This window comes from Variovorax rhizosphaerae (assembly GCF_037889975.1).
In the GTDB taxonomy this organism is placed as follows: Bacteria; Pseudomonadota; Gammaproteobacteria; order Burkholderiales; family Burkholderiaceae_C; genus Variovorax; species Variovorax rhizosphaerae.
The window spans coordinates 113,868-135,704 of sequence record NZ_JBBKZT010000019.1 but is presented as its reverse complement, the minus strand read 5'-3'; the positions used below and the strand labels follow the sequence as shown (position 1 = coordinate 135,704).

At 65.8% G+C, this 21,837-nt stretch carries 19 protein-coding genes and 1 tRNA gene; 13 read left to right on the top strand and 7 right to left on the bottom strand.

Annotation, left to right across the window (positions count from 1 at the left end; genetic code table 11):
* The first annotated feature begins 44 nt into the window (after positions 1–44).
* The 4 genes from WKW82_RS31150 (at position 45) to WKW82_RS31135 (ending at position 4,826) form a co-directional block, all read left to right on the top strand.
* Complete coding sequence (locus WKW82_RS31150; RefSeq protein ID WP_340346651.1) at positions 45–1,079, top strand: phosphotransferase; 1,035 nt, start codon at positions 45–47, stop codon at positions 1,077–1,079.
* 76 nt (positions 1,080–1,155) lie between these two features.
* Positions 1,156–2,304: an acyl-CoA dehydrogenase family protein gene (locus WKW82_RS31145; protein ID WP_422823642.1), complete on the top strand. Its 1,149-nt coding sequence runs from the start codon at positions 1,156–1,158 to the stop codon at positions 2,302–2,304.
* A 39-nt stretch (positions 2,305–2,343) separates the two neighbouring features.
* A complete protein-coding gene (locus WKW82_RS31140; RefSeq protein WP_340346647.1) occupies positions 2,344–3,192 on the top strand; it encodes a helix-turn-helix domain-containing protein in 849 nt (282 codons plus the stop codon).
* A gap of 140 nt (positions 3,193–3,332) precedes the next feature.
* Positions 3,333–4,826 carry a coniferyl aldehyde dehydrogenase gene (locus WKW82_RS31135; protein ID WP_340346646.1) on the top strand — a complete coding sequence of 498 codons (1,494 nt, stop codon included), beginning with the start codon at positions 3,333–3,335 and terminating at the stop codon, positions 4,824–4,826.
* 78 nt (positions 4,827–4,904) lie between these two features.
* Here WKW82_RS31135 and WKW82_RS31130 read toward each other — a convergent pair whose 3' ends face one another.
* A complete protein-coding gene (locus WKW82_RS31130) occupies positions 4,905–5,825 on the bottom strand; it encodes a LysR family transcriptional regulator (RefSeq protein WP_340346644.1) in 921 nt (306 codons plus the stop codon).
* 97 nt (positions 5,826–5,922) lie between these two features.
* On the opposite strand from WKW82_RS31130, the gene WKW82_RS31125 reads away from it, so the two are divergent.
* Genes WKW82_RS31125 through WKW82_RS31085 form a run of 9 tightly spaced genes read left to right on the top strand, consistent with a single transcriptional unit; the run spans position 5,923 to position 15,594 of the window.
* Positions 5,923–6,993 carry an LLM class flavin-dependent oxidoreductase gene (locus WKW82_RS31125; RefSeq protein ID WP_340346643.1) on the top strand — a complete coding sequence of 357 codons (1,071 nt, stop codon included), beginning with the start codon at positions 5,923–5,925 and terminating at the stop codon, positions 6,991–6,993.
* Positions 6,994–7,030: 37 nt separating this feature from the next.
* On the top strand, positions 7,031–8,038 hold the full coding sequence (locus WKW82_RS31120) for a flavin reductase (RefSeq protein ID WP_340346642.1): 1,008 nt from the start codon (positions 7,031–7,033) through the stop codon (positions 8,036–8,038).
* Positions 8,039–8,064: 26 nt separating this feature from the next.
* Positions 8,065–9,483 carry a spinster family MFS transporter gene (locus tag WKW82_RS31115; protein ID WP_340346641.1) on the top strand — a complete coding sequence of 473 codons (1,419 nt, stop codon included), beginning with the start codon at positions 8,065–8,067 and terminating at the stop codon, positions 9,481–9,483.
* Between the two features lie 51 nt (positions 9,484–9,534).
* Positions 9,535–10,515 (top strand): Bug family tripartite tricarboxylate transporter substrate binding protein, encoded by a 981-nt coding sequence (locus WKW82_RS31110; RefSeq protein WP_340346639.1) that lies wholly within the window; start codon positions 9,535–9,537, stop codon positions 10,513–10,515.
* A gap of 40 nt (positions 10,516–10,555) precedes the next feature.
* Positions 10,556–12,166: a 3-(methylthio)propionyl-CoA ligase gene (locus WKW82_RS31105; RefSeq protein WP_422823641.1), complete on the top strand. Its 1,611-nt coding sequence runs from the start codon at positions 10,556–10,558 to the stop codon at positions 12,164–12,166.
* Positions 12,167–12,169: 3 nt separating this feature from the next.
* Entirely contained in the window at positions 12,170–12,640 is a 471-nt protein-coding gene (locus WKW82_RS31100; protein ID WP_340346636.1) for a GFA family protein, read from the top strand.
* Positions 12,641–12,646: 6 nt separating this feature from the next.
* Positions 12,647–13,666: a YeiH family protein gene (locus tag WKW82_RS31095; RefSeq protein ID WP_340346634.1), complete on the top strand. Its 1,020-nt coding sequence runs from the start codon at positions 12,647–12,649 to the stop codon at positions 13,664–13,666.
* A 6-nt stretch (positions 13,667–13,672) separates the two neighbouring features.
* Positions 13,673–14,194, top strand: a complete 522-nt coding sequence (locus WKW82_RS31090; protein WP_340346633.1) for a 6,7-dimethyl-8-ribityllumazine synthase — start codon at positions 13,673–13,675, stop codon at positions 14,192–14,194.
* On the top strand, positions 14,191–15,594 hold the full coding sequence (locus tag WKW82_RS31085; RefSeq protein ID WP_340346631.1) for an MATE family efflux transporter: 1,404 nt from the start codon (positions 14,191–14,193) through the stop codon (positions 15,592–15,594). The genes WKW82_RS31090 and WKW82_RS31085 overlap by 4 nt, the downstream gene beginning before the upstream one ends.
* A gap of 18 nt (positions 15,595–15,612) precedes the next feature.
* On the opposite strand, the gene WKW82_RS31080 is transcribed toward WKW82_RS31085, so the two are convergent.
* From WKW82_RS31080 to prfB, 6 genes are all read right to left on the bottom strand, one after another.
* Positions 15,613–15,777 (bottom strand): hypothetical protein, encoded by a 165-nt coding sequence (locus WKW82_RS31080; protein WP_340346629.1) that lies wholly within the window; start codon positions 15,775–15,777, stop codon positions 15,613–15,615.
* A gap of 201 nt (positions 15,778–15,978) precedes the next feature.
* Positions 15,979–16,054 (bottom strand) — tRNA-Thr (locus tag WKW82_RS31075).
* A 10-nt stretch (positions 16,055–16,064) separates the two neighbouring features.
* Positions 16,065–17,072: a class 1 fructose-bisphosphatase gene (locus WKW82_RS31070; RefSeq protein ID WP_340346627.1), complete on the bottom strand. Its 1,008-nt coding sequence runs from the start codon at positions 17,070–17,072 to the stop codon at positions 16,065–16,067.
* A gap of 154 nt (positions 17,073–17,226) precedes the next feature.
* Positions 17,227–19,914 carry an aminopeptidase N gene (gene pepN, locus WKW82_RS31065; protein ID WP_340346625.1) on the bottom strand — a complete coding sequence of 896 codons (2,688 nt, stop codon included), beginning with the start codon at positions 19,912–19,914 and terminating at the stop codon, positions 17,227–17,229.
* Positions 19,898–20,575 carry an HAD family hydrolase gene (locus WKW82_RS31060; RefSeq protein WP_340346623.1) on the bottom strand — a complete coding sequence of 226 codons (678 nt, stop codon included), beginning with the start codon at positions 20,573–20,575 and terminating at the stop codon, positions 19,898–19,900. The genes pepN and WKW82_RS31060 overlap by 17 nt, the downstream gene beginning before the upstream one ends.
* Positions 20,575–21,679, bottom strand: a protein-coding gene (gene prfB, locus WKW82_RS31055) for a peptide chain release factor 2 (protein ID WP_340346622.1) whose coding sequence is annotated in 2 segments (ribosomal slippage) — positions 20,575–21,597 and positions 21,599–21,679 — 1,104 coding nt in all. Because the reading frame shifts where the segments join, the coding sequence is not laid out codon by codon here. Before prfB ends, WKW82_RS31060 begins: the two co-directional genes overlap by 1 nt.
* Positions 21,680–21,837 lie beyond the last annotated feature (158 nt).

The window sequence follows — 21,837 nt, the reverse complement described above, 5'->3', positions numbered from 1 at the left end:
AACCCTGATGGATTGTCCGACAATATCTTCGTACCATCCGACGCATGCCCAACGTGCAAGCGCTCGCCGAATGGATGCGGAAACACAACGACGGATGCCGCGCGCCGCTCACGCTGGAGCGCTTCAAGGGCGGCCAGTCGAACCCCACGTATCTCGTCACCGATGCAGCGGGCACGCGCTACGTGCTGCGCAAGAAGCCTGACGGCGAACTGCTGCCCTCGGCCCATGCCGTCGACCGCGAATTCCGCGTCATCGATGCACTGCGCAACACGCAAGTGCCCGTCGCCCGCGCGAGGGGCTATTGCGACGACGCCTCAGTCATCGGCACACCCTTCTACGTCATGGATTTCGTCGAAGGTCGCATCTTCTGGGACCCGGCCTTGCCCGGGCTCGAGAATGCCGAGCGCAGCGCGATCTACGACGGCATGAACCAGGCGGTCGCCTCGCTGCACAAGGTGGACTACGAGGCGGTAGGCCTCTCGGACTACGGCCGCAGCGGCAACTTCTTCGACCGTCAGATCGGTCGCTGGACGCGCCAGTACCAGGCCGTCGCGGCGCAAGACCCGATCCCCGCGATGGAGCGCCTCATCGCATGGCTGCCGGCCCATGTGCCACCCGATGACCAGACCACCATCTTCCACGGCGACCTGCGCATCGACAACATGATCTTCCATCCGACCGAGCCGCGCGTGCTCGCGCTGCTGGACTGGGAGTTGTCGACGCTGGGCCATCCGCTGGCCGACTTCGCCTACCACGCGCTGCCGTGGCGGCTCACGTCCGCGCAGTTCCGCGGCATGGCCGGCATCGACTACGCGGCGCTGGGCATCCCCGACGAGGCCGCGTACCTGAAGGCGTACTGCCAGCGCGTCGGCCGCGCGGCCATCGACCCGGCGCACTGGGAGTTCTACCTCGCCTACAGCATGTTCCGGCTGGCGGCCATCCTCCACGGCATCTCGCAACGCGCGCGCGACGGCACGGCATCGAGCGCGGAGGCGGCCGAGACCGGCGCCCGTGCACGGCCGATCGCCGAAGCCGCGTGGCGACAGGTCGAGGCCCACTTCCCGCTCGCGCAACGCTGAGCGCACTCACAGAAAGGTTCGCGTGTACGAGTTCTCCCCCAAGGTCCAGGATTTGCAGAAGCGCCTTGGCGCCTTCATGGACGAGCACATCTATCCCAACGAGGCCCGCTACTACAAGGAGGCCGAGGAGATGGGCCCGTGGAAGGTCGCGCCCATCCTCGACGAACTGAAGCCGAAGGCGCGCGAAGCCGGCCTGTGGAACCTGTTCCTGCCCGAGTCGGAACACGGCGCCGGGCTCACCAACTTCGACTACGCGCCGCTCTGCGAGATCATGGGCCGCTCGCATCTCGCGCCCGAAGTCTTCAACTGCTCCGCACCCGACACCGGCAACATGGAAGTGCTCGCGCGCTACGGCACGCCGGAGCACCAGGAGCGCTGGCTCAAGCCGCTGCTCGCCGGCGAGATCCGCTCCTGCTTCGCGATGACCGAACCGGCCGTGGCCTCCAGCGATGCCACCAACATCGAGTCGAGCATCGTGCGCGACGGCGACGAGTACGTCATCAACGGCCACAAGTGGTACACGACCAATGCCACCGACCCGCGCTGCAAGATCGCGATCTTCATGGGCAAGTCCGATCCGGACAACGCGGACCGCCACAAGCAGCAGTCGATGATCCTCGTGCCGATGGACACGCCCGGCGTCACCGTCGTGCGCCCCATCGCGGTGTTCGGCTTCTACGGCGTGCCCGACCGCGCCTCCGAGGTCACGTTCAAGGACGTGCGCGTGCCGGCCTCGAACATGCTGCTGGGCGAGGGCAGGGGCTTCGAGATCGCGCAGGGTCGCCTGGGCCCGGGCCGCATCCACCACTGCATGCGCCTGGTCGGCCTGGCCGAGAAGATGCTGGAGCTGATGTGCAAGCGCACCCAGTCGCGCACGGCTTTCGGCAAGCCGATCTCGCAGCAGGGCGTGACGCTTGAGCGCATCGCGCAGTCGCGCATCCTCATCGAGCAGGCGCGCCTGCTCACGCTGAACGCCGCGCACCGCATGGACACCGTCGGCAACAAGGTCGCCAAGGCCGACATCGCCATGATCAAGGTGGCCGCGCCGCAGATGGCCTGCCAGGTGATCGACTGGACCATCCAGGCCTTTGGCGGCGGCGGCACCAACAACGATGTCGGCATCGCGTCGGCCTACGCCACCGCGCGCCTGCTGCGCCTGGCCGACGGGCCGGATGAGGTGCATCGCAACCAGATCGGCAAGCTGGAGTTGGCCAAGTATCGATAGACACCCGGCGACACAACGACAACCCAAGGAGACAAGAACATGCATCCGAACGAGCAGATTCGAATCGATTCCACCCCGCGTCGCCCCGAGCGCGTGATGTGGCTCAATGCCGACCGCGTGCTGTACGTCGGCCTGCTGGGCGAGCCCTCGGTGCGCACGCTGGGCGCCTTCTCGGTCTATGCGTCCTTGACGCAGCCGCATCGCATCAGCGTGGACGGCGGCGCATGGCAAGTCGCGGAACTGTCAGTGGTGCCGCCAGGCGTGCCGCACCGCATCCTGGCGGGCGAGCGGATGATCTACAGCATCCTCGTCGAGTCCGAGACGGTCGACATGCTGGCCTTGCCCGCGTGGATTCGCGACGGACGCGGCGCGGTGGACGACATGCTCACGCTCGCATCCCTGCGCGACGCGCTCGACCGCTTCAAGGCCGCGCCGCGCCGCCAGTTCGACCGCACCGAGGATTTCGACCGCCACTTCTTCGGCCTTGACCTGCCCACCCGCGCCATCGATCGCCGCATCCGCGCCGTGCTCGACCGCATCAAGCGCGACCCCAACAGCCACACCTCGGCCGAGGATTGCGCCGTGGCCTGCCACCTTTCGGTGTCACGCTTCCTGCATCTGTTCCGCGCCGAGGTCGGTGCGCCGTTCCGCAGCTTCCGCACCTGGCAGCGCGCGCGCAGCGTGCTGTACTTCGTGACCCAGAGCGCCAACCTCGCCAACATCGCGCTGGACGTCGGCTATCCCGATTCGACGCACTTCAGCCATTCGGTGCGGCAGGTGTACGGGCTCACGCCCAAGTCGATCTTCGCGGGGTGCCGCAAGCTGGCGCTGTATGGCTATGGGACAGCCGGGGCGCAGGGTTACGGAATGGCGCGGGCGCCGGCCTGATTCCGGGAGCGGCCGCTGCGGTGCGGTCCTCTTTGGTTGTATTCAATTATTGAATGGGTGGCATCCAAACAGTTCATTTTACTTATAGGATTGCAAGCGCTGCAATGGGGTCCCCGACAGACATTGTCACGGAGACAACCATGAACAACGCACCCTTCCAATCGCGCGAAGCGATGGCCGCGAACGCACGCGTCGCGCGCATCTTCGCTTCGCAACAAGCAGCCTTCATGGCGGACCCATCGCCGTCCGCCGACGAACGCATCGCACGCCTGAAGGCGCTCAAGCGCCAGCTTTCTCGCTACCAGGACGTGCTCGCGGATGCCATGAGCAGCGACTTCGGCCAGCGCGCCCATGCCGAGTCGAAGATGCTCGATCTGCTCGGTTCGATGATGGAACTCAACCACGCGATCTCGCACGTCAGGCGCTGGATGAAGCCGAGCCGCCGGTCGACGGAACTGCTGTTCCTGTCCAACAGCGTCAAGGTGATGTACCAGCCCAAGGGCGTCGTGGGCGTGATCACGCCTTGGAACTTCCCCATCTACCTGGCCCTCGGTCCGGCGATCGCCGCGCTGGCCGCGGGGAATCGCGTGATGATCAAGATGCCTGAAGCCACCCCGGCGACCAATGCGGTGTTCAGGACGATGCTGGCCGAGGTCTTTGCAGAGGACCTGGTCGCGGTGGTGGGCGAGGAGCTTGTAGATCCGAACGTGTTCACCTCGCAGCCCTTCGACCACATCGTGTTCACGGGTTCGCCAGCCGTCGGCAAGATCGTGATGCGCACGGCGGCGGACAACCTGACGCCCGTCACGCTCGAACTGGGCGGCAAGTCGCCCGCGCTGGTCACGCGCAACTACCCGGTGGCGGACGCGGCAAAGCGCATCACGCATGGCAAGTCGACCAATGCCGGGCAGGTGTGCGTGTCGCCCGACTATGCGCTGGTGCCACGCGAGCGCGTCGACGAATTCATCGACAGCGCGCGTCGCACCTGCAAGGCCTTCTACAAGGGCAAGACCGACGGCAACCCCGACTTCACCGGCATCGTCGACGAGCGGCAGTTCCAGCGCATCACGCGCCTGCTGAACGATGCGCATGCCAAGGGTGCGCATATCGAGTCCTGCGGTCCTGCGCCCTCGGGCAAAAGCCGGGCCATGCCGCTCCAGATCATCACCAAGGTCACGCCCGACATGCTCGTGATGAAGGAGGAACTCTTTGGTCCGCTGCTGCCGGTCGTCCCCTACGAAACGATGGACCAGGCCATCGGCTTCATCAACGAACGCGAGCGGCCGCTGGCCCTGTACTGTTTCAGCCACGACAGCGCCGAGCGAGACGACCTCCTGCGCCGCACGCATTCGGGTGGGGTCGCCATCAACGATTGGGGCTGGCAGGTTGTCAACCACGACGCGCCCTTCGGCGGCATCGGCAACTCGGGCATGGGCAACTACCACGGAGAGGAAGGCTTTCGCGAGTTGTCGCACGGCAAGACGGTGTTCAAGCGCCACCGCTTCTTCCCGATCGACCTGTTCTATCCGCCCTATGGCAGCCTCACCCAGCGCATGGCGTTGAAGTTCTTCCTCGGCGAGCCGGACCCGGCGCTTGGGGACGGGCCCCGCGCCGAAGGCTTGCAGTTGGCCTGAGTATTCGAAGAGATTCGTCTTCCTCTCAGCGGGCCGGCGGAAGGCGAAGTAGCGCGCGATGCGGCTCCCGCAGGCCGATCAAGCGACCGTCGCCACCGCCTGCCGGATCTTCTGCAGCAACCAGGCCAACGCCTGGTCGGCCTCGAAGCGCTTGTGCCACGCGATGTACAGGGGGGAGGGCGCGAAGTCCATCGGCGGCTCGTGCATGCTCAGGCCGAACAGGTCGGCGAAGGTCGGCGCCATGCCGCTGGGCAGGTTGCAGATGTAGCCGGTGCGCGCTGCGATCGCCGGCATCGCGATGAAGTGCTGCACCACCGCCCCGATCGGGCGCTTCAGGTTCTGCGCGGCCAGGGTCTGGTCGACCACGCTGCCGCGCCGCTCGGCCAGGCGGATCACGATGTGCGGGCGCTTGAGGTACAGATCGAGCGGAAAGCGCTTCTTCGTCAGCCGCTCACGCTTCCAGATCAGGGTGGTGAGCCCGATGTTGGCCGCCACCTCGTTGCGCACGCCCGAGCCCTTGACGGTCGTGCCGTCCAGCACCACGTCGACCGCTCCGGCTTCGAGCGACTCGTAGCCCGATTCGCCCTCGGGCACCGGCACCAGCTTGATGAGGATGCCCGGCGCCTCCTGCGCCACCGTCTCGATCAGCTGCGGCGCAATCGCGAACTCCACAAGGTCGCCGCCGGCGATGCGGAACTCACGCTGCGCCAGCGAGGGCACGAAGGTCTCGCCCGCCTGCAGGGCGAGGCCGATCTGCGACAGCGCCTGGCGCACCGGTGTCAACAGTTGCTCGGCCCGTGCGGTCGGCACCAGGCCGTCGCGACCTGACACGAAAAGCTCGTCACCCACCGCGTCGCGCAGGCGCCGCAGCGCATGGCTCACCGCCGGCTGGCTCAGCGCGAGCTTGTCGCTGGCCCGCGTCACGCTGCGCGTCTCCCACAGCTTGAGAAACACCGCCAGCAAGTTCAGGTCGAAGGTGTCGATATTCAGTTTGTGCATACATTCAATCCGATCGTTTCATTTTACTTATCAAGCTGCCAGCGGTGCAATGGAGGTTCTGAACACCTCAACCCCCCTTCAAACCGGAGACACACACATGGCCAACAAGGCACCCCTTTCGATGGGCTGGTTCTGCCCGACGCTCGGCGACACCAGCGCATTCGGCGACCCGACCCAGAGCATCCCCCAATCCCTCGAGCACTTCGAGCGCGTCAGCCTGGCGGCAGAGGCCGCCGGCTTCGACTACATGCTCGTGCCCGTCACGCCCCTGTGCTGGGACGCGTGGGTCACGGCTTCCTTCATGCTGGCCCGCACGAAGAAGCTGAAGGCGCTGGTCGCCATCAAGCCAGGCTACTTCCATCCGGTGGCGCACGCCAAGATGGTGACGGCCATGGACCAGCTCTCGGGCGGCCGCGTCTACCTCAACCTGATCGCCGGCCTCAGCGAGAAGGATGCCGTGGCCGAAGGTGGTCACGCCTCGAAGGAACTGCGCTATGAGCAACTCGAGGAGGAAGTGCGCCTCATGAAGCGCCTGTGGACGGAGGAGGGCGTCAAGTTCGACGGCAAGCACTACCGCGTCGACGGCCCGAAGATCGTGCCCAGCGTCGTACAGCGCCCGCATCCACCCTTCTTCCTGGGCGGAGGCTCCGAGCAGGCGGCCGAGATCTCGGCGCAGCACTCGGCGGTTCACCTCTTTTGGGGCGACTACCCGGAAAAGATCGGCGAGGAAATCAAGGCGATGCGCGAGCGCGCCGCGAAGTACGGACGCGAGCAGGAGATCCAGTTCTCGATGCGCCTGCAGGTCATCGTGCGCGAGACCGAGGAAGAAGCATGGGCCGCGGCCGATCGCCTGATCGAAGGCGCGGACACGCCCGCGGCGAAGGCCATGGTGACGCACCTCGCGAGCTCGGCCAGCTCGGCGGCCAACAACCGCCAGCGCGAGCTGTCGCAAACGGTGGGCCGAAAGATGACGCCGCACCTGTGGACCGGCATCACCGAGGTGCGCCCCGGCGCCGGCGTGGCGGTGGTGGGCAACCCGCAGCAGGTCGCCGCACAACTCCAGGAGTTCGTCGACGTGGGCTGCACCGGCTTCTGCCTCTCGGGCTACCCCCATCACGAAGAGGCCGAGCGCTTCGGCCGCCTGGTCATGCCGCTGCTCATGAGCTGAAGCGGCAAATCACCTCATTCCAAACAGGAGACAAGACATGACTGCAACGATCGACAAGACCCAGTTCCGCAAGGCACTCGGCGCCTTCACAACCGGCGTCACCGTCGTGACCACGCGCGGTGCCGACGGCAAGGACTACGGCCTCACGGCCAACAGCTTCAACTCGGTGTCCATGGACCCGCCGATGGTGCTGTGGAGCCTGGGCAAGACATCCTCGAGCATCCAGGCCTTCACGGGCTCGGAGCACTTCGCGGTGCACATCCTCGCGGCCGACCAGGAGGCGGTGTCCAACCGATTCGCCAAGAGCGGCGCCGACAAGTTCGCCGGCATCAAGCCAGCGCGGGGGCATGGCGAGGTGCCGTTGCTGGACGGCTGCTCGGCTCGCTTCGAGTGCCGCGTGGCCTACCAGTACGACGGCGGCGACCACGTGATCTTCGTGGGCGAGGTCCTCAACTTCGACACCTTCGCGCAACCACCCCTGATCTTCCACGGAGGCAACTACGGCTTGCTGCTCAAGAAGGCCGATGAAGCGGACATCAGCGCCACCTTCGGGGGCGACTGGCTGGGCAACCTGCTGGGGCGTGCCTACTACCAGCTGCTGATGCCGATCAAGGCGAACCTGAAGGACAAGGGGCTTGGCGACATCCACTACAACATCCTGAGCGTGCTGAGCATGGGCGATGGCCGCAGCTGCGAAGAGATTGCGCGCCTGGTGGCGATCTCTGGCGACCACGTCGACACGGGGCATGTGCTGACGCTGGCCGATCGCGGACTGGTGCGCCTGGAGCGGGGCGACGACGGTGCCCGACTCGTGCACTTCACCGCCGAAGGCCGTGCCTATGCCATGGAGTTGCTGGCCAGCTGCAAGGCGGCCGAAGGGGACGCCGAGCGGGAGCTCGACTACCGCGAGGCACAAGTGCTGAAGCTGTTGCTCAAGCGCGTAATCCGCTCCACCGCGAACGGCTTGCCCGAGCACTGGCGCAAGGAGAACTTCTGGCGCGAGAACAACATCTGGCGCGAAGAAGCCCAGACCGCGCAGGCCTGAGCCAGAACGACGGAAGCGAGACAAACATGCATGCATCCATCACCCGGGGCGGCGAAGGCCTGCCCGCGGTCAGCACGGGCCGCGCGTGGTACGCCGTCGCCGTGCTTCTGGTCGCCTACATCTTCTCGATCATGGACCGGCAGATCCTCTCGCTGCTGGTCGGCCCGATCCAGAAGACGCTGGGTGTCAACGACACGCTCATCGGCCTGCTCCATGGCTTCACCTTCGCGGCCTTCTATGGCGTGATGGGCTTGCCGATTGCGCGGCTCATCGACCGCGGCAACCGCCGCGTGATCATCGCCATCGGCATTGCCGTGTGGAGCCTCGCCACGGCCGCCAGCGGCCTGGCCAATGACTACTGGCACCTGCTGGTCGCGCGCATCGTGGTGGCGGTGGGGGAGGCGGTGCTGATCCCGGGAACCGTGTCGCTGCTGGCCGACCTGTTCACCGCGGACAAGCGCGGCCGTGCGATCGGTGTCTTCGGCGCCGCTGGCCCGGTGGGTTCTGGAGTGGGCCTTTTTGCGGGCGGCTTGATCCTCGGCGCCTACACGCTGTCGCGGCCGGTGCTGCCTTTCCTGGGCGCCATCGAGCCGTGGCAGGCGACCTTCATCGCGGTGGGTTTGCCTGGGGTCGTGGTGGCGATCTTCATGCTGGCCGTGCCCGAGCCGCGTGTCGCGAAGAAGTCCTCCTCCAGTGGTCAGCAGCCCAAGTCGAAGGCCGTCAACGTCCCCTTGCCACAGGTCATGCAGTACATCGTGAAGAACGGCCGCACCATCGGCACGTTCATCCTCGGGGCTGGTTTCTTCAACATGTGCGTGTATGGCTTCGGCGGCTGGGCGCCGACCTACTTCGTGCGCCATTTCGGCTGGAGCTACCAGGAGATCGGCAAGCTGCTGGGTGCGCTGATGATCGTTGTCGGGCCTGCCGGCACGCTCTTCGCCTCCTGGCTGGGCGAGCGCTGGATCCGGCGCGGCGTGGCCCACGGCTACATGCGAGTCGCGATGGTGTGTGCCGTTGGCATCACGGCTTCGGGTTGCGCCATGGTGCTCGTGCCCACGCTGCAGCTTGCGCTCATCTTCCTGGGCTTCACCTGCTTCTTCTCGTTCTCGATGTTCGGCGTCGGCCCGTCCATCGTCGCGCAGATTACGCCTGCACCGATGCGCGGGCAGGTCGCGGCCATGTACACCGGCGGGCTCAACCTCCTGGGCGCGGGCCTCGGCCCGGTCGCGATCGGCCTGATCACCGACTACGTGCTGCGCGACCGCAACGCGATCGGCACCTCCATGGTCATCGTGTTCCTCGTGGCCGGTTCGGTGGCGCTGCTGCTCGTTCGCAGCGGCATCCGCACCTTTGAAGGCTCCATGAAGCAGGCGGTCCAGTGGCGCCTGGCGCGCGAGCCGCACGACACCGCATCTACGGCGGCCACCAGCGCGGCGCTGGGCTGACGCAAGCAAGCCAATCAATCAACCAATCAACCACAACCAAAGAGACAAGCCATGCAAGTCATGAAATTCCTGAAGGCGGCCGCGGTCGCCCTGGCGGGCGGCCTGATCGCCCTGGGCGCCACGGCGCAAACCTTTCCGTCGAAGAACGTTTCGCTGGTCGTGCCTTATCCGGCGGGCGGCTCGGGCGACTACTTCGCCCGCCTCATCCAGCCCGAATACCAGAAGCGGCTCGGCCAGGTGATGATCGTCGAGAACATCGGCGGCGCCAGCGGCGCAGTTGGCGTCCAGAAGGTGCTTTCCGCGCCCGCTGACGGCCACCATGAACTGCTCGGCACGCCCATGGACCTGGTGCTCGCGCCGATGGCCCTGGCCGCCGTCAAGCACAAGCCCGAAGACTTGCGACTGGCGGGCGTGATCGCATCGAGTTCCTTGGTGCTGCTGATCAACAAGGACATCCCGGCCAACAACATCGACGAGTTCATCGCCTGGGCCAGGAAGCGGCCCAGCGTGTCCTACGGCAGCTCGGGCACCGGCTCGCTGTTCCATGTGGTGGGCGAGAAGTTCGCGCAGAGCACCGGCCTGAACATGGTGCACGTGCCTTACAAGGGCGGCAGCCAGTTCTTCACCGACATCGTCGGTGGGCAGATCGATATTGCCTTCTGGACCTTGGCCGGCCCCACGCTGGGCCTCTTGAAGGAAGGCAAGGTCAAGGCACTGGGCATCACCGCGCGCGAGACGCATCCCATGTTCCCGGAACTGCCGCTGATGAGCCAGCACAAGCTGCTGCCGGACTTCACATACGACCTGTGGCTCGGCGTGCTGGTGCCCAAGGCGACGCCCGATGCCGCGGTCGCCACGATCCACACCGCAATCAGCGAAGTCATCCAGCTGCCCGCCGTGCGCAAGGGTACGCACGACACCGGCGCCCAGTCGCCCCGCGTCATGTCGCAGGTCGATCTGGACAAGTTCTACACCGGCGAAATCGAACGCTATCGGCGCGTTTTCACGTCGATCAAGCTGGACCCGCAGTAAGCAATCTGGTTCTTTGGAGACACAAGAAATGTTTGGTTTGATGATGGATCGCCCCCTCTTGCTTTCGAGCTTGCTCGAGCATGCGGAGCAACAGTTTCCCGACGTCGAGATCGTTTCGCGCGAAACGCACGGCCCGCTGTTTCGCTACACCTACCGCGACCTCGGCGCGCGCTCGCGCCGCCTGGCCAAGGCCCTGGCCGCCTTGGGCATGGCGCGAGGCACGCGTGTCGCCACCGTTGCCTGGAACAACCACCGCCACCTGGAGGCCTACTTTGCGGTCTCCGGCAGTGGTGCCGTGCTGCACACCTGCAACCCGCGCCTGCATCCCGAGCAACTCGCCTACATCCTCAACCACGCGGAAGACCAGGTCGTGCTGCTCGACAGCACATTCCTCCCGCTGGCCGAAGCCGTGGCGCCGCTGTGCCCCGGCGTCGCGGCCTGGGTGTTGATGACGGAGGCCGCGCAGATGCCCGCGCAGTCGAAGCTGGCCAACCTGCTGTGCTACGAAACGATGCTGGATGCGCAGGACGATGCCTTGGCCTGGCCCGAGTTCGACGAGCGCACGGCCAGTTCGCTGTGCTTCACCTCGGGCACGACAGGCAACCCCAAGGGCGTGCTGTATTCGCATCGCTCCACCGTGCTGCACAGCTTTGCACTGAGCCTGCCCGACACGCTCTCGCTGTCGGCAAGCGACTGCGTGCTGCCGGTGGTGCCCATGTTCCACGTCAATGCCTGGGGCATCCCCTATGCTGCGCCGATGAACGGCTGCAAGCTGGTGCTGCCCGGACCGAGGCTCGACGGCGCCAGCCTGTTCGAGTTGATGGAAAGCGAAGCCGTCACCTGCAGCGCCGGCGTGCCCACCATCTGGCTCGGCCTGGCCCAGTACATGGAGGCCAAGGGTGTGAGGCCCACGACCATGCTCCGCTCGGTGGTGGGCGGCTCGGCCATGCCGCAATCGCTGATCCGCGACTTCGACCAGAAGTTCGGCGTGGAAGTGCGCCACTGCTGGGGCATGACCGAGACCAGCCCGCTGGGCACGCAGGGCGCGCCGCTGGGCAAGCATGCGGCGCTGCCCGTCGGGCAGCAATATGTGTTGCGCAGCAAGCAGGGCAGGGCGGTGTTCGGCGTGCAGTTGAAGGTGGTCGATGCCAATGGCCAAGACCTGCCGCGCGATGGCCAGTCGGCCGGCGAACTGATGGTGCGCGGCCCGTGGATCGTGTCCGAATACTTCAAGGGCGAGAAGCCCGCGTTGCAGGGCGGCTGGTTCCCCACGGGCGACATCGCGACCATCGACGCCGACGGCATCATGCAAATCACCGACCGCGTCAAGGACGTCATCAAGTCCGGTGGCGAATGGATCAGCTCCATCGACCTGGAGAACGCGGCCATGGGCCATCCTGCTCTCGCCATGGCGGCGGTGATCGGCGTGAAGCACTCCAAGTGGGACGAGCGCCCGGTGCTGTGCGCAGTGAAGAAGCCGGGCCACGAGGTCGACAAGGCCGCGGTGCTCGACTTCCTGGGCGACAAGGTGGCCAAGTGGTGGCTGCCCGACGAGGTGATCTTCATCGACAGCCTGCCGTTGGGCGCGACCGGCAAGGTGCAGAAGATGGACCTGCGCCGGAAGTACGCCGACGTGCTGGCGTCGGAGTGATCCATGGCTGATACCCAGTTCCGGCCCCTGGCCGCCTCCTGCGGTTGCGGCGCGAGCCGCTTCCGCGTCAGCGCGCGACCCTTCGCGCGCTTCATCTGCCACTGCACGATCTGCCAGGCCTACACGGGAAAGCCTTTCTCGGACGTGACGGTGCTGCGCGCCCGCGACGTTCAGGTGGAAGAGGGAGCGCAGGTCAGCTACAGGAAGCACAAGCTGCCGCCCAACATCGAGCGGGGCACCTGCGCCGAGTGCGGCAAGCCGGTGCTTGAGTTCGGCTTGGCCGGGCCGGCGAAGCTGGCCTTCGTGCCCACCGCCAACTATGCCGACGCCACGTCGCTGCCGCCTGCTTCGCTGCACATGTTCTATCACCGCCGCGTGCGCGACGCGCAGGACGGCCTGCCCCGCTACAGCGGCTACCTGCGCAGTCAGTTGGCCGTGATCGGGCTCATGCTGCGCGGCCTCTTCCCTGGTTGAAACGACATGCTGACCCTGACCCGATTGCGACCTGCCGCTTGGCAGGCCGTCATGCCCGGCGCGCTGATCGCGACCACCATCGCGCTCGCCGCCACCTTCATCTCGGAACACTACGGTGGCCCGCAATTGCTCTATGCGCTGTTCTTCGGGATGGCGTTCAACTTCCTGGACGGCGATGCGCGCATCCAGCCGGGCATCGACTTCATCGCGCGCCGGCTGCTGCGCTTCGGCGTCGCGCTGCTGGGCGCGCGCATCACGATCGGGCAAGTCACGGCGCTGGGCATCGGCCCGGTGGTGCTGGTGGTGGTTGGCACGGTGGCGACCATCGCCTTCGGTGCCTTCCTCGGCAAGCGCCTCGAACGCTCGACCAGCGAAGGCCTGCTGACCGGCGGGGCCGTGGGCATCTGCGGTGCATCCGCCGCGCTCGCCCTATCGGCCGTGATGCTGAAGAACGCGCAGAACCAGCGCTTCACGCTGCTCACGGTGGTGGGCGTGACGGCCCTTTCAACGCTCGCGATGATCTTGTATCCCGCCATCGCCCGGCTGCTCGGGCTGGACGCGACGGACGCCGGCATTTTCTTCGGCGGCACCATCCACGACGTCGCGCAGGTGGTCGGTGCGGGCGCCATGGTCTCGCCCGAGGCGGCTGACACGGCCACGGTGGTCAAGCTGTTGCGCGTGGCCTTGCTGGTGCCGGCGGTGATGGTCTTCTCGCTCATCTACCGCGGTCAGCAGGATGGGTTGCAAGTGTCGGAGCGGCCGCCGCTGCTGCCGGCCTTCCTGGTGGGCTTCGTCGCACTGGTGGCGCTGAACAGCATCGGCGTGATCCCGCACGACCTGAGCGGCGCGCTGAGCCAGGTATCGCGCTGGTGCCTGGTCGCAGCCATTGCCGCACTGGGCGTGAAGACATCGTTCCAGCAACTCGCGGCGCTGGGCTGGCGGCCGGTGGCGCTCATGGTCGGCGAGACCGTGTTCCTGGCCGTGCTGAATCTGGGCGGCATCGCATTGCTGCACCGTTGGGGTTGAACACTCATGAATCACACAAATCATCTTCTTGAAATTTCCGCACCACCCCTGGCTGGTGAGGAACTGCGTATTGCGTTCATCGAGGCGCAGTGGCACAGCGACATCGTGCATCAGGCGCGCGAAGCTTTCCTCGACGAGATGGAGCGCCAGGGATTTGCCCGCGCTCGCATCGACGTCATCGGTGTGCCAGGCGCGTTCGAGATTCCGCTGCTTGCGAAACGCCTGGCGCTGTCTGCGCGGTATGCCGCCATCGTGGGCTGTGCGCTGGTCGTGGATGGCGGGATCTATCGCCACGAGTTCGTTGCCGCCACGGTGGTCGACTCGTTGATGAAAGTGCAGCTGGAAACCGATGTGCCGATCCTTTCAGCCGTGCTCACGCCGCACCATTTCCATGAGCACGTGGAACATCGCAAGTACTTTCACCGCCACTTCTCGGTCAAGGGGACGGAAGCTGCGCAGGCGTGTGTCCAGACGATCGACGTACTGCGGCGTCACACGAAGCCGGCCGTGAGCGAGGTCGCCCGGTGAGCGCCATCGATCCGCGCACGCGCCTCCTCCTGGAAGCGCCCATCGTGCCGACCGTCCTGCGCCTCGCGGCCCCGAATGTGTTGGTGATGGTCGCGCAGGCCTGCGCCGGTCTGATCGAAACCTACTTCGTCGGCAAGCTGGGCACCGACGCGCTGGCCGCGATGGCGCTGGTGTTTCCGATCGTCATGCTGATGCAGATGACTTCCGCGGGCGCCATGGGCGGCGGCATCGCATCGTCGATTGCGCGAACGCTCGGTGCCAAGCGCCGGGACGATGCCGATGCACTCGTGCTGCATGCAATGGTGATTGCGCTCGGCTTCGGGCTTGCTTTCACGTTGGCATTGCTGCTGGGAGGGCGCTGGCTGTATGCACAGATGGGCGGCACCGGCGCGTCGCTCGATGCTGCGCTGGTCTACTCGAACTGGGTGTTCGCGGGCGCGGTGCTGGTGTGGCTTTTCAACTCGCTGGCCGCCGTTTTGCGCGGCACCGGCAACATGGCCGTGCCGGCCAACGTCACAGTCGTCGGCGTGGTCGTGCTGGTGCCGCTGTCGCCCTTGCTGATCTTTGGCTGGGGGCCAATTCCCGGCATGGGCATTGCCGGTGGAGCGGTAGCGCTGCTTCTGTACTACCTCGGCGGGACAGTTGCGCTCTGGATGTACCTTCGTTCGCCCCGCAGTCTGCTCAAGCCACGGTTTGCCGGCGTGCGGCTTCGCTGGGCGCTGTTCCGCGACATCCTGCGCGTGGGCCTGGTCGGCGCGATCGCAACGGTGGCCACCAACTTGTCCGTCGGCATCGCGACGGCACTGGCAGGGCATTTCGGGCCAGGCGCGATCGCAGGCTACGGCACAGCAGCGCGCCTCGAGTACTTGCTGGTGCCGCTGGTGTTCGGCTTCGGCGCACCGTTGCTGGCCATCGTCGGTACTTGCATCGGTGCGGGCCAAAGGGAACGCGCCCTCAATGCGGCGTGGATCGGGGGCCTGATGTGCTTCGCCATCACCGAAGCGATCGGCCTCGCAGCGGCGGCCTTCCCGCGGCCCTGGCTGATGCTGTTCGGCGATGACCCCGCCATGCTGGAAGCCGGCACCGAATACCTGCGCACCGTGGGGCCGTTGTACGGCTTCTTCGGCCTCGGACAGGTGTTGCATTTCGCCTCGCAAGGCTCGGGGCGCCTGTTCTGGCCCGTGATGGCAAATCTCGCGCGCCTGGCCGTGGCCGGTCTCGGAGGATGGCTTGGGCTGCGCTGGGGCGGCGAGCTCGTGCACGTGTTCGCTGCCCAGGGCGCCGCGCTCGTGGTCTATGGCCTCGGCATTGCTGCGGTGGTGGCCGGCGGTGCGTGGTTCGGCCGCTTGGGCTGGCCGCGCACCACGACTGCGCTGATGCGGCGCATTCAACCGGCCTGAAGTCTCGGAACGCAAGCATCACGTCGCGTCACGGCGCTGCACCAGCTTTCGCCGCCACGCCGGGCAGTAGCGCTTGCGCAGTTCGGCATACGCGTCCGATTCGCGCAGCAGGCGGCCGGCCAGCACGCGCAACCGACCGCCGCGATTTCGAAATTGACGGGCGCCCGCGCGCTGCAGCGGCACAAGAGAATCGCGATGACTGCGCTTGAGAGGTGGTCGAAACGAGGGTGGCCTTGAAGCGGAAGTTTTCTTCCTGAGCTAGCCCTTGGCTTTTTGGACCATGAGTTGCAACAACCGAGTCAGCAGGCGCCGAAAAGCGACAGCATCGCTCAAGAAAAAGGCCCAGCAGCTATCGTTTTGATAGCGGCTGGGCCTTATCTGCATTGGTGCCGGAGAGATGAATCGAACACCCGACCTTCTCATTACGAATGAGCTGCTCTACCGACTGAGCTACACCGGCTAGCCTTCCATTATAGCGTGTCGTGGTACCGAGTCACGCGCTCGACCTCATTTTTTGAACCCAGCACCACGGCGACGCGTTCGTGCAGCTTACCCGGCTCCAGGTCGAGGATGCGCTGGCGGCCGTTGGTGGCCATGCCGCCGGCCTGCTCGACGAGCCAGCTCATCGGGTTGGCCTCGTACATCAGGCGCAGCTTGCCGGCCTTCTCGGGCTCGCGCTTGTCCCACGGGTACATGAAGATGCCGCCGCGCATCAGGATGCGATGCACGTCCGTCACCATGCTGGCGATCCAGCGCATGTTGAAGTCCTTGCCGCGCGGGCCGTCCTTGCCTTCCAGGCATTCGTCGATGTAGCGCGTCACGGGCGGCGCCCAGTGGCGCTTGTTGCTCATGTTGATCGAGAACTCCTTCGTATCCGCCGGGATCGTGAGATTCTCTTCCGTGAGGATGAAAGAGCCCTGCTCGCGATCGAGCGTGAACATCGCCACGCCGTCGCCCACGGTCAGCACCAGCGTCGTTTGCGGGCCGTAGATGCAGTAGCCCGCGGCGACCTGCTTGTTGCCCGCCTGCAGGAAGTCGGACTCCTGCACGCCGGCCTGGCCTTCGGGCTTCTTCAGCACGCTGAAGATAGTGCCGATGCTGACGTTCACGTCGATGTTGCTGGAGCCGTCGAGCGGGTCGAACAGCAGCAGGTATTCGCCTTGCGGATAGCGGTTGGGCACGAGGTGGATGGTGTCCATTTCCTCGCTGGCCATGGCGGCGAGGTGGCCGCCCCATTCATTGGCCTCGATCAGGACCTCGTTGGCGATGATGTCCAGCTTCTTCTGGATCTCGCCCTGCACGTTCTCGCTCTCGGCCGTGCCGAGCACGCCGCCGAGCGCCCCCTTGTTGACGGCCTGGCTGATGCTCTTGCAGGCGCGCGCGACCACTTCGAGCAGCAGGCGCAGTTGCGCGGGGATCTTGTCGTCGATGCGTTGCTGCTCGACGAGGTAGCGGGTCAGTGAAATGTTCTGTGGCATATCAATTCATTCAAATAGGGTGTGGAGGTCGCGCAGTCCTGTCTGTTCGTGGAGCACCGCGGGACCGGCTTTGCCGGGCCGTTGGTGTTGCCTCCGGTCGGAGGTGGGAGGAGAGCACGAAGTGCGCGGATCCTGGGGGCGAGGGCACCTGCGATCAGCCGGCGAGGGCGCGGGAAACGACTTCCTGCGTGTCCTTGCTGAGATCAGGGCGCGCAGCAACGCGCGCGATAGCTTCGCGCGCGGCGCTGCGGTAGGGTTCCGCGAGCTTGCTCCAGCGGTCCAGCGCGCGGGCGAGGCGGGCAGCGACTTGCGGGTTGATCGGGTCGAGCTCGATCACGCGGTCGCTCCACCAGACGTAGCCTGCGGCGTCGGTGCGATGGAAGGCGCCGGGGTTGGCGCTGCAGTAGCTGAAGATCACACTGCGTGCGCGGTTCGGGTTCTTGAGCGAGAAGTCCGGATGCTTCATCAACTGCTTGACCAGCGGCAGCACGTCGCCGCCGCGGTCGGGCGCGCCCGCCTGCAGCGAGAACCATTTGTCGATGACCAGTGCCTCGCCCTTGAAGATCGCGTGGAAGCGCGCGAGCGCCTGTTGCGCCAGCGCATGGCCCGACGACACCAGCGCATACAGCGCGTTGAAGCGATCGGTCATGTTGCTCGCGTCCTTGAAGCGCTGCAGCGTCTTGCCGGGCCACACGGTGTCGCCGGATGCGCGCGCCGCCAGGCAGAGGTTGTCCAGCGCCAGACCGGACAGCGCGCGGCGGCCGGCCGACAGCGGGTCGGGACGGTAGGCGCCGGTGTCCTGGTTCTGCTCGTAGGCCCATTCCCAGTCGCTGAACAGCGCGGTGGCGAGTTGGGCGCGCATCGCTTCATGCACGGCATGCACGCGCTGCGGATCGACCACGTCGAGCTGTTCGGAGATGTAGGTTTCCGAGGGAAGCGTGAGCACCAGTTCCTTGAAGGCGGAATCCAGTTTCGGGTCGCGCAGCACCGCGCGCATGGCCCGGATGTAGGCCTCGTCAAGGCCTGCTGCAATGGCTCCGTGGGCAGTGATCGCACCGATCGCGCGGCGCATGGCCAGGCGCTGGCCAGCCTCCCAACGGTTGAACGGATCGAGGTCGTTGGCCAGCAGGGTCAGCAACTGGGCATCGGTGTAGTCGAAGTCCAGCACCACCGGCGCGCTGAAGCCGCGCAGGATCGAGGGCACCGGCTCGCTGTCGATGTTGTTGAAGGTGATGCTCTCGTGCTGTTGCGTGAGCACCAGCGTGTGCGAGCGGACCGTGGCCGCGTCTTCGTCGCCCTCCGGGTGCAGCGGCAGTTCATGCCCGTCCTGCGAGAGCAGTCCGAGCGTGACCGGGATCACGAAGGGTTCCTTGTGCGACTGGCCCGGCGTGGGCGCACAGCTCTGCGTGAAGTCGAGCGTGTAGGTGCGCGCGGCGGCGTCGTAGTGACCGCGCGCCGTGACGCGCGGCGTGCCGGCCTGCGAGTACCAGCGCTTGAACTGCGGCAGCAGGGCGGCCAGTTCGGACTCGGGGTTGGCGTCGGCGATGGCCTGCGCGAAGTCGTCGCAGGTCACCGCATAGCCGTCGTGGCGCTCGAAGTACAGCGTGATGCCGCGCTCGAAGCCCTTGCGGCCGACCAGCGTCTGCATCATGCGCACCACCTCGGCACCCTTCTCGTAGATGGTGACGGTGTAGAAGTTGCTGATCTCGATGTAGCTGTCGGGCCGCACGGGGTGCGCCATCGGGCCGGCGTCCTCGGGGAACTGGGCGGTGCGCAGCACGCGCACGTCCTCGATGCGTTTGACGGCGCGGGCCGAGGCATCGGCGCAAAGGTCTTGCGAGAACTCCTGGTCGCGGAAGACGGTGAGGCCTTCCTTCAGCGAGAGCTGGAACCAGTCGCGGCAGGTGACGCGGTCTCCGCTCCAGTTGTGAAAGTACTCGTGCCCGACCACGCTTTCGATGTTGCTGTAGTCGGCATCGGTGGCGGTGGCCTGGTTGGCCAGGACGTACTTCGTGTTGAAGATGTTCAGGCCCTTGTTCTCCATCGCGCCTGCATTGAAGTCGCTGGTGGCGACGATCATGAAACGGTCGAGGTCCAGCGGCAGGCCGAAGCGGGCTTCGTCCCAGGCGACCGAATGGATCAGCGAGTTCATCGCGTGCTCGGTCTTGTCGAGGTCGCCGGCGCGCACGTAGACCTGCAGCAGGTGTTCCTTGCCGTTGCGTGCCTTGATGCGCTGTTCGCGCGCGACCAGCTTGCCGGCCACCAGGGCGAACAGGTAGCTGGGCTTCTTGAACGGGTCGACCCATTTCGCGAAATGGCGGCCCTCCGGCAGGTCGCCGTGGTCGACCAGGTTGCCGTTCGACAGCAGCACTGGGTAGAGGGCCTTGCTCGCGCGCAGCGTGACCTGGTAGCTCGCCATCACGTCCGGACGGTCGAGGAAGTAGGTGATGCGGCGGAAGCCCTCGGCCTCGCACTGCGTAAAAAAGGTGTCCTCGCTCACGAACAGGCCCATGAGCTTGGTGTTCTTGGTCGGGCAGCAGGTGGTGAAGAGTTCCAGCTCGAAGGCGTCGGGCAGGGTGTCGATCACCAACTGGTCGGCTTCCATGCGGAAGGACGCGCCCTGGCCGTTGACGAGCACGCGCGCCAGGTTGAGTTCGTCGCCGTCCAGGCGCAGCGGTTGTGCGGGGATGTCCATGTTGCGGCGCATCCGCATGCGGTTAAGCACGCGTGTCTTGGCCGGGTCCAGGTCGAAGGTCAGGTCGACGGTGTCGATCCACCACGCCGGAGCGGCGTAGTCCTCGCGACGTACCGCTACGGGTTGTGCATCACGCAGTTGCAGCATCGAGTGTCTCCAGAAAATTTGAATGAGCGAGTTCTTCGTAATCCTTGACCGCCGCGATCACGTGCGAGCCGGCCAGCTCTTCGGCTGTGTGGGTGCTGCACACGGCCACGGCGCGCATGCCGCCACGACGCGCGGCCTCGATGCCGAAGGGCGCATCCTCGAACACGATGCAGCGGGCCGGATCGGCGCCGATGCGGCGCGCGGCCTCCAGGAAGATGGCCGGCGTCGGCTTGCCGGTCAAACCCTCGTCGCCGCCGACGATGGCGAGCGGCAGTGGATCCATCTTGAGGCGTGACATCGCGAATTCGATGTTGTGCTTGTCGCCGGCGGTGCCGACGGCGATCTTCAGGCCACGCGCGACGGCGGCCTTGGCGAAGGCGGTGAAGCCGGCCACTTCGGTGAAGTTGTCGTGGAACAGATCGCGGTAGATCGTTTCCTTCTCATGCACCAGCGCCTCGCATTCGGCGTCGCTCAGCACGCGGTCGTCGAACAGCACGCGCATGCATTCGACACCGGTGCGGCCGGTGGTGCGCGCGAGCAGGTCGCTCACGTCGATGTCGAGCTTGTGGTTGCGCGCGAACACCACCCACGACTTCGCATGCCAGGGCATGGAGTCGATCATGGTGCCGTCCATGTCGAAGATCAGTGCTTCGACCTTCATCAGACGCCCTGCTTCAACGAGGCTTCGATGAAAGCGTCCAGGTCGCCGTCGAGCACCTTCTGCGTGGCCGAGATCTCGACGTTGGTGCGCAGGTCCTTGATGCGGCTGTTGTCCAGCACGTAGCTACGGATCTGGTGGCCCCAGCCCACATCGGTCTTGCTGTCTTCCAGCTTCTGCTGCTCTTCCTGGCGCTTGCGCATCTCATGGTCGTACAGGCGCGAGCGCAGGCGTTTCCACGCGACGTCGCGGTTGCTGTGCTGGCTGCGGCCATCCTGGCACTGCACCACGATGCCGGTCGGGATGTGCGTCAGGCGCACGGCCGAGTCGGTCTTGTTGATGTGCTGGCCGCCGGCGCCGCTGGCGCGGAAGGTGTCGGTGCGCACGTCGGACGGGTTGATGTCGATCTCGATCGAGTCATCGATTTCCGGGTACACGAAGATGCTGGCGAAGCTGGTGTGCCGGCCGCCCGAGGAGTCGAAGGGCGACTTGCGCACCAGCCGGTGCACGCCGGTCTCGGTGCGCAGCAGGCCGAAGGCATAGTCGCCCTCGATCTTGATGGTCGCGCCCTTGATGCCGGCCGTGTCTCCGGGCGACTCGTCCTCGATGGTGGTCTTGAAGCCCTTGCGCTCGGCGTACTTCAGGTACTGGCGCAGCAGCATGCTGGCCCAGTCGCAGGCCTCCGTGCCGCCGGCGCCGGCCTGGATGTCCAGGAAGGCATTGAGCGGGTCGGCCGGGTTGTTGAACATGCGGCGGAATTCGAGCTGCTTGATCAGTTCCTCGAGCTTGCCCGCGTCGTCGGAGATCGCTTGCAGGCCATCCATGTCGCCATCGGCCTTCGACATTTCATACAGCTCGGTGTTGTCGGCGAGTTCGCTCGTGAGCTTGGTGATCGTGTCGACCACGTCGTCGAGCGACTTCTTCTCGCGGCCCAGTTCCTGCGCCTTCTTGGGGTCGTTCCAGACGGTAGGGTCTTCGAGCGACGCGTTGACTGTCCTCAGTCGTTCAGCTTTGGCATCGTAGTCAAAGATACCCCCGTAACTCGACCGTGCGGGCGCTCAGGTCCGCGAGGTTGGTGCCGATCTGGTTGATTTGTTCTGCGTCCATGGTGTGTCCTGCTGGTGAGTTCGGTGAGCCCGGCATGACCGGGTAAGGCAACCGGTTATTTTCTCACGCCGGAATGACCGTCCGGGGCGAAGGGCACAAGCAAAGCGCTCTCTAATGAGCCACGGCAAGCAAGACGAGACCTGTTCGTGGGCACCCGC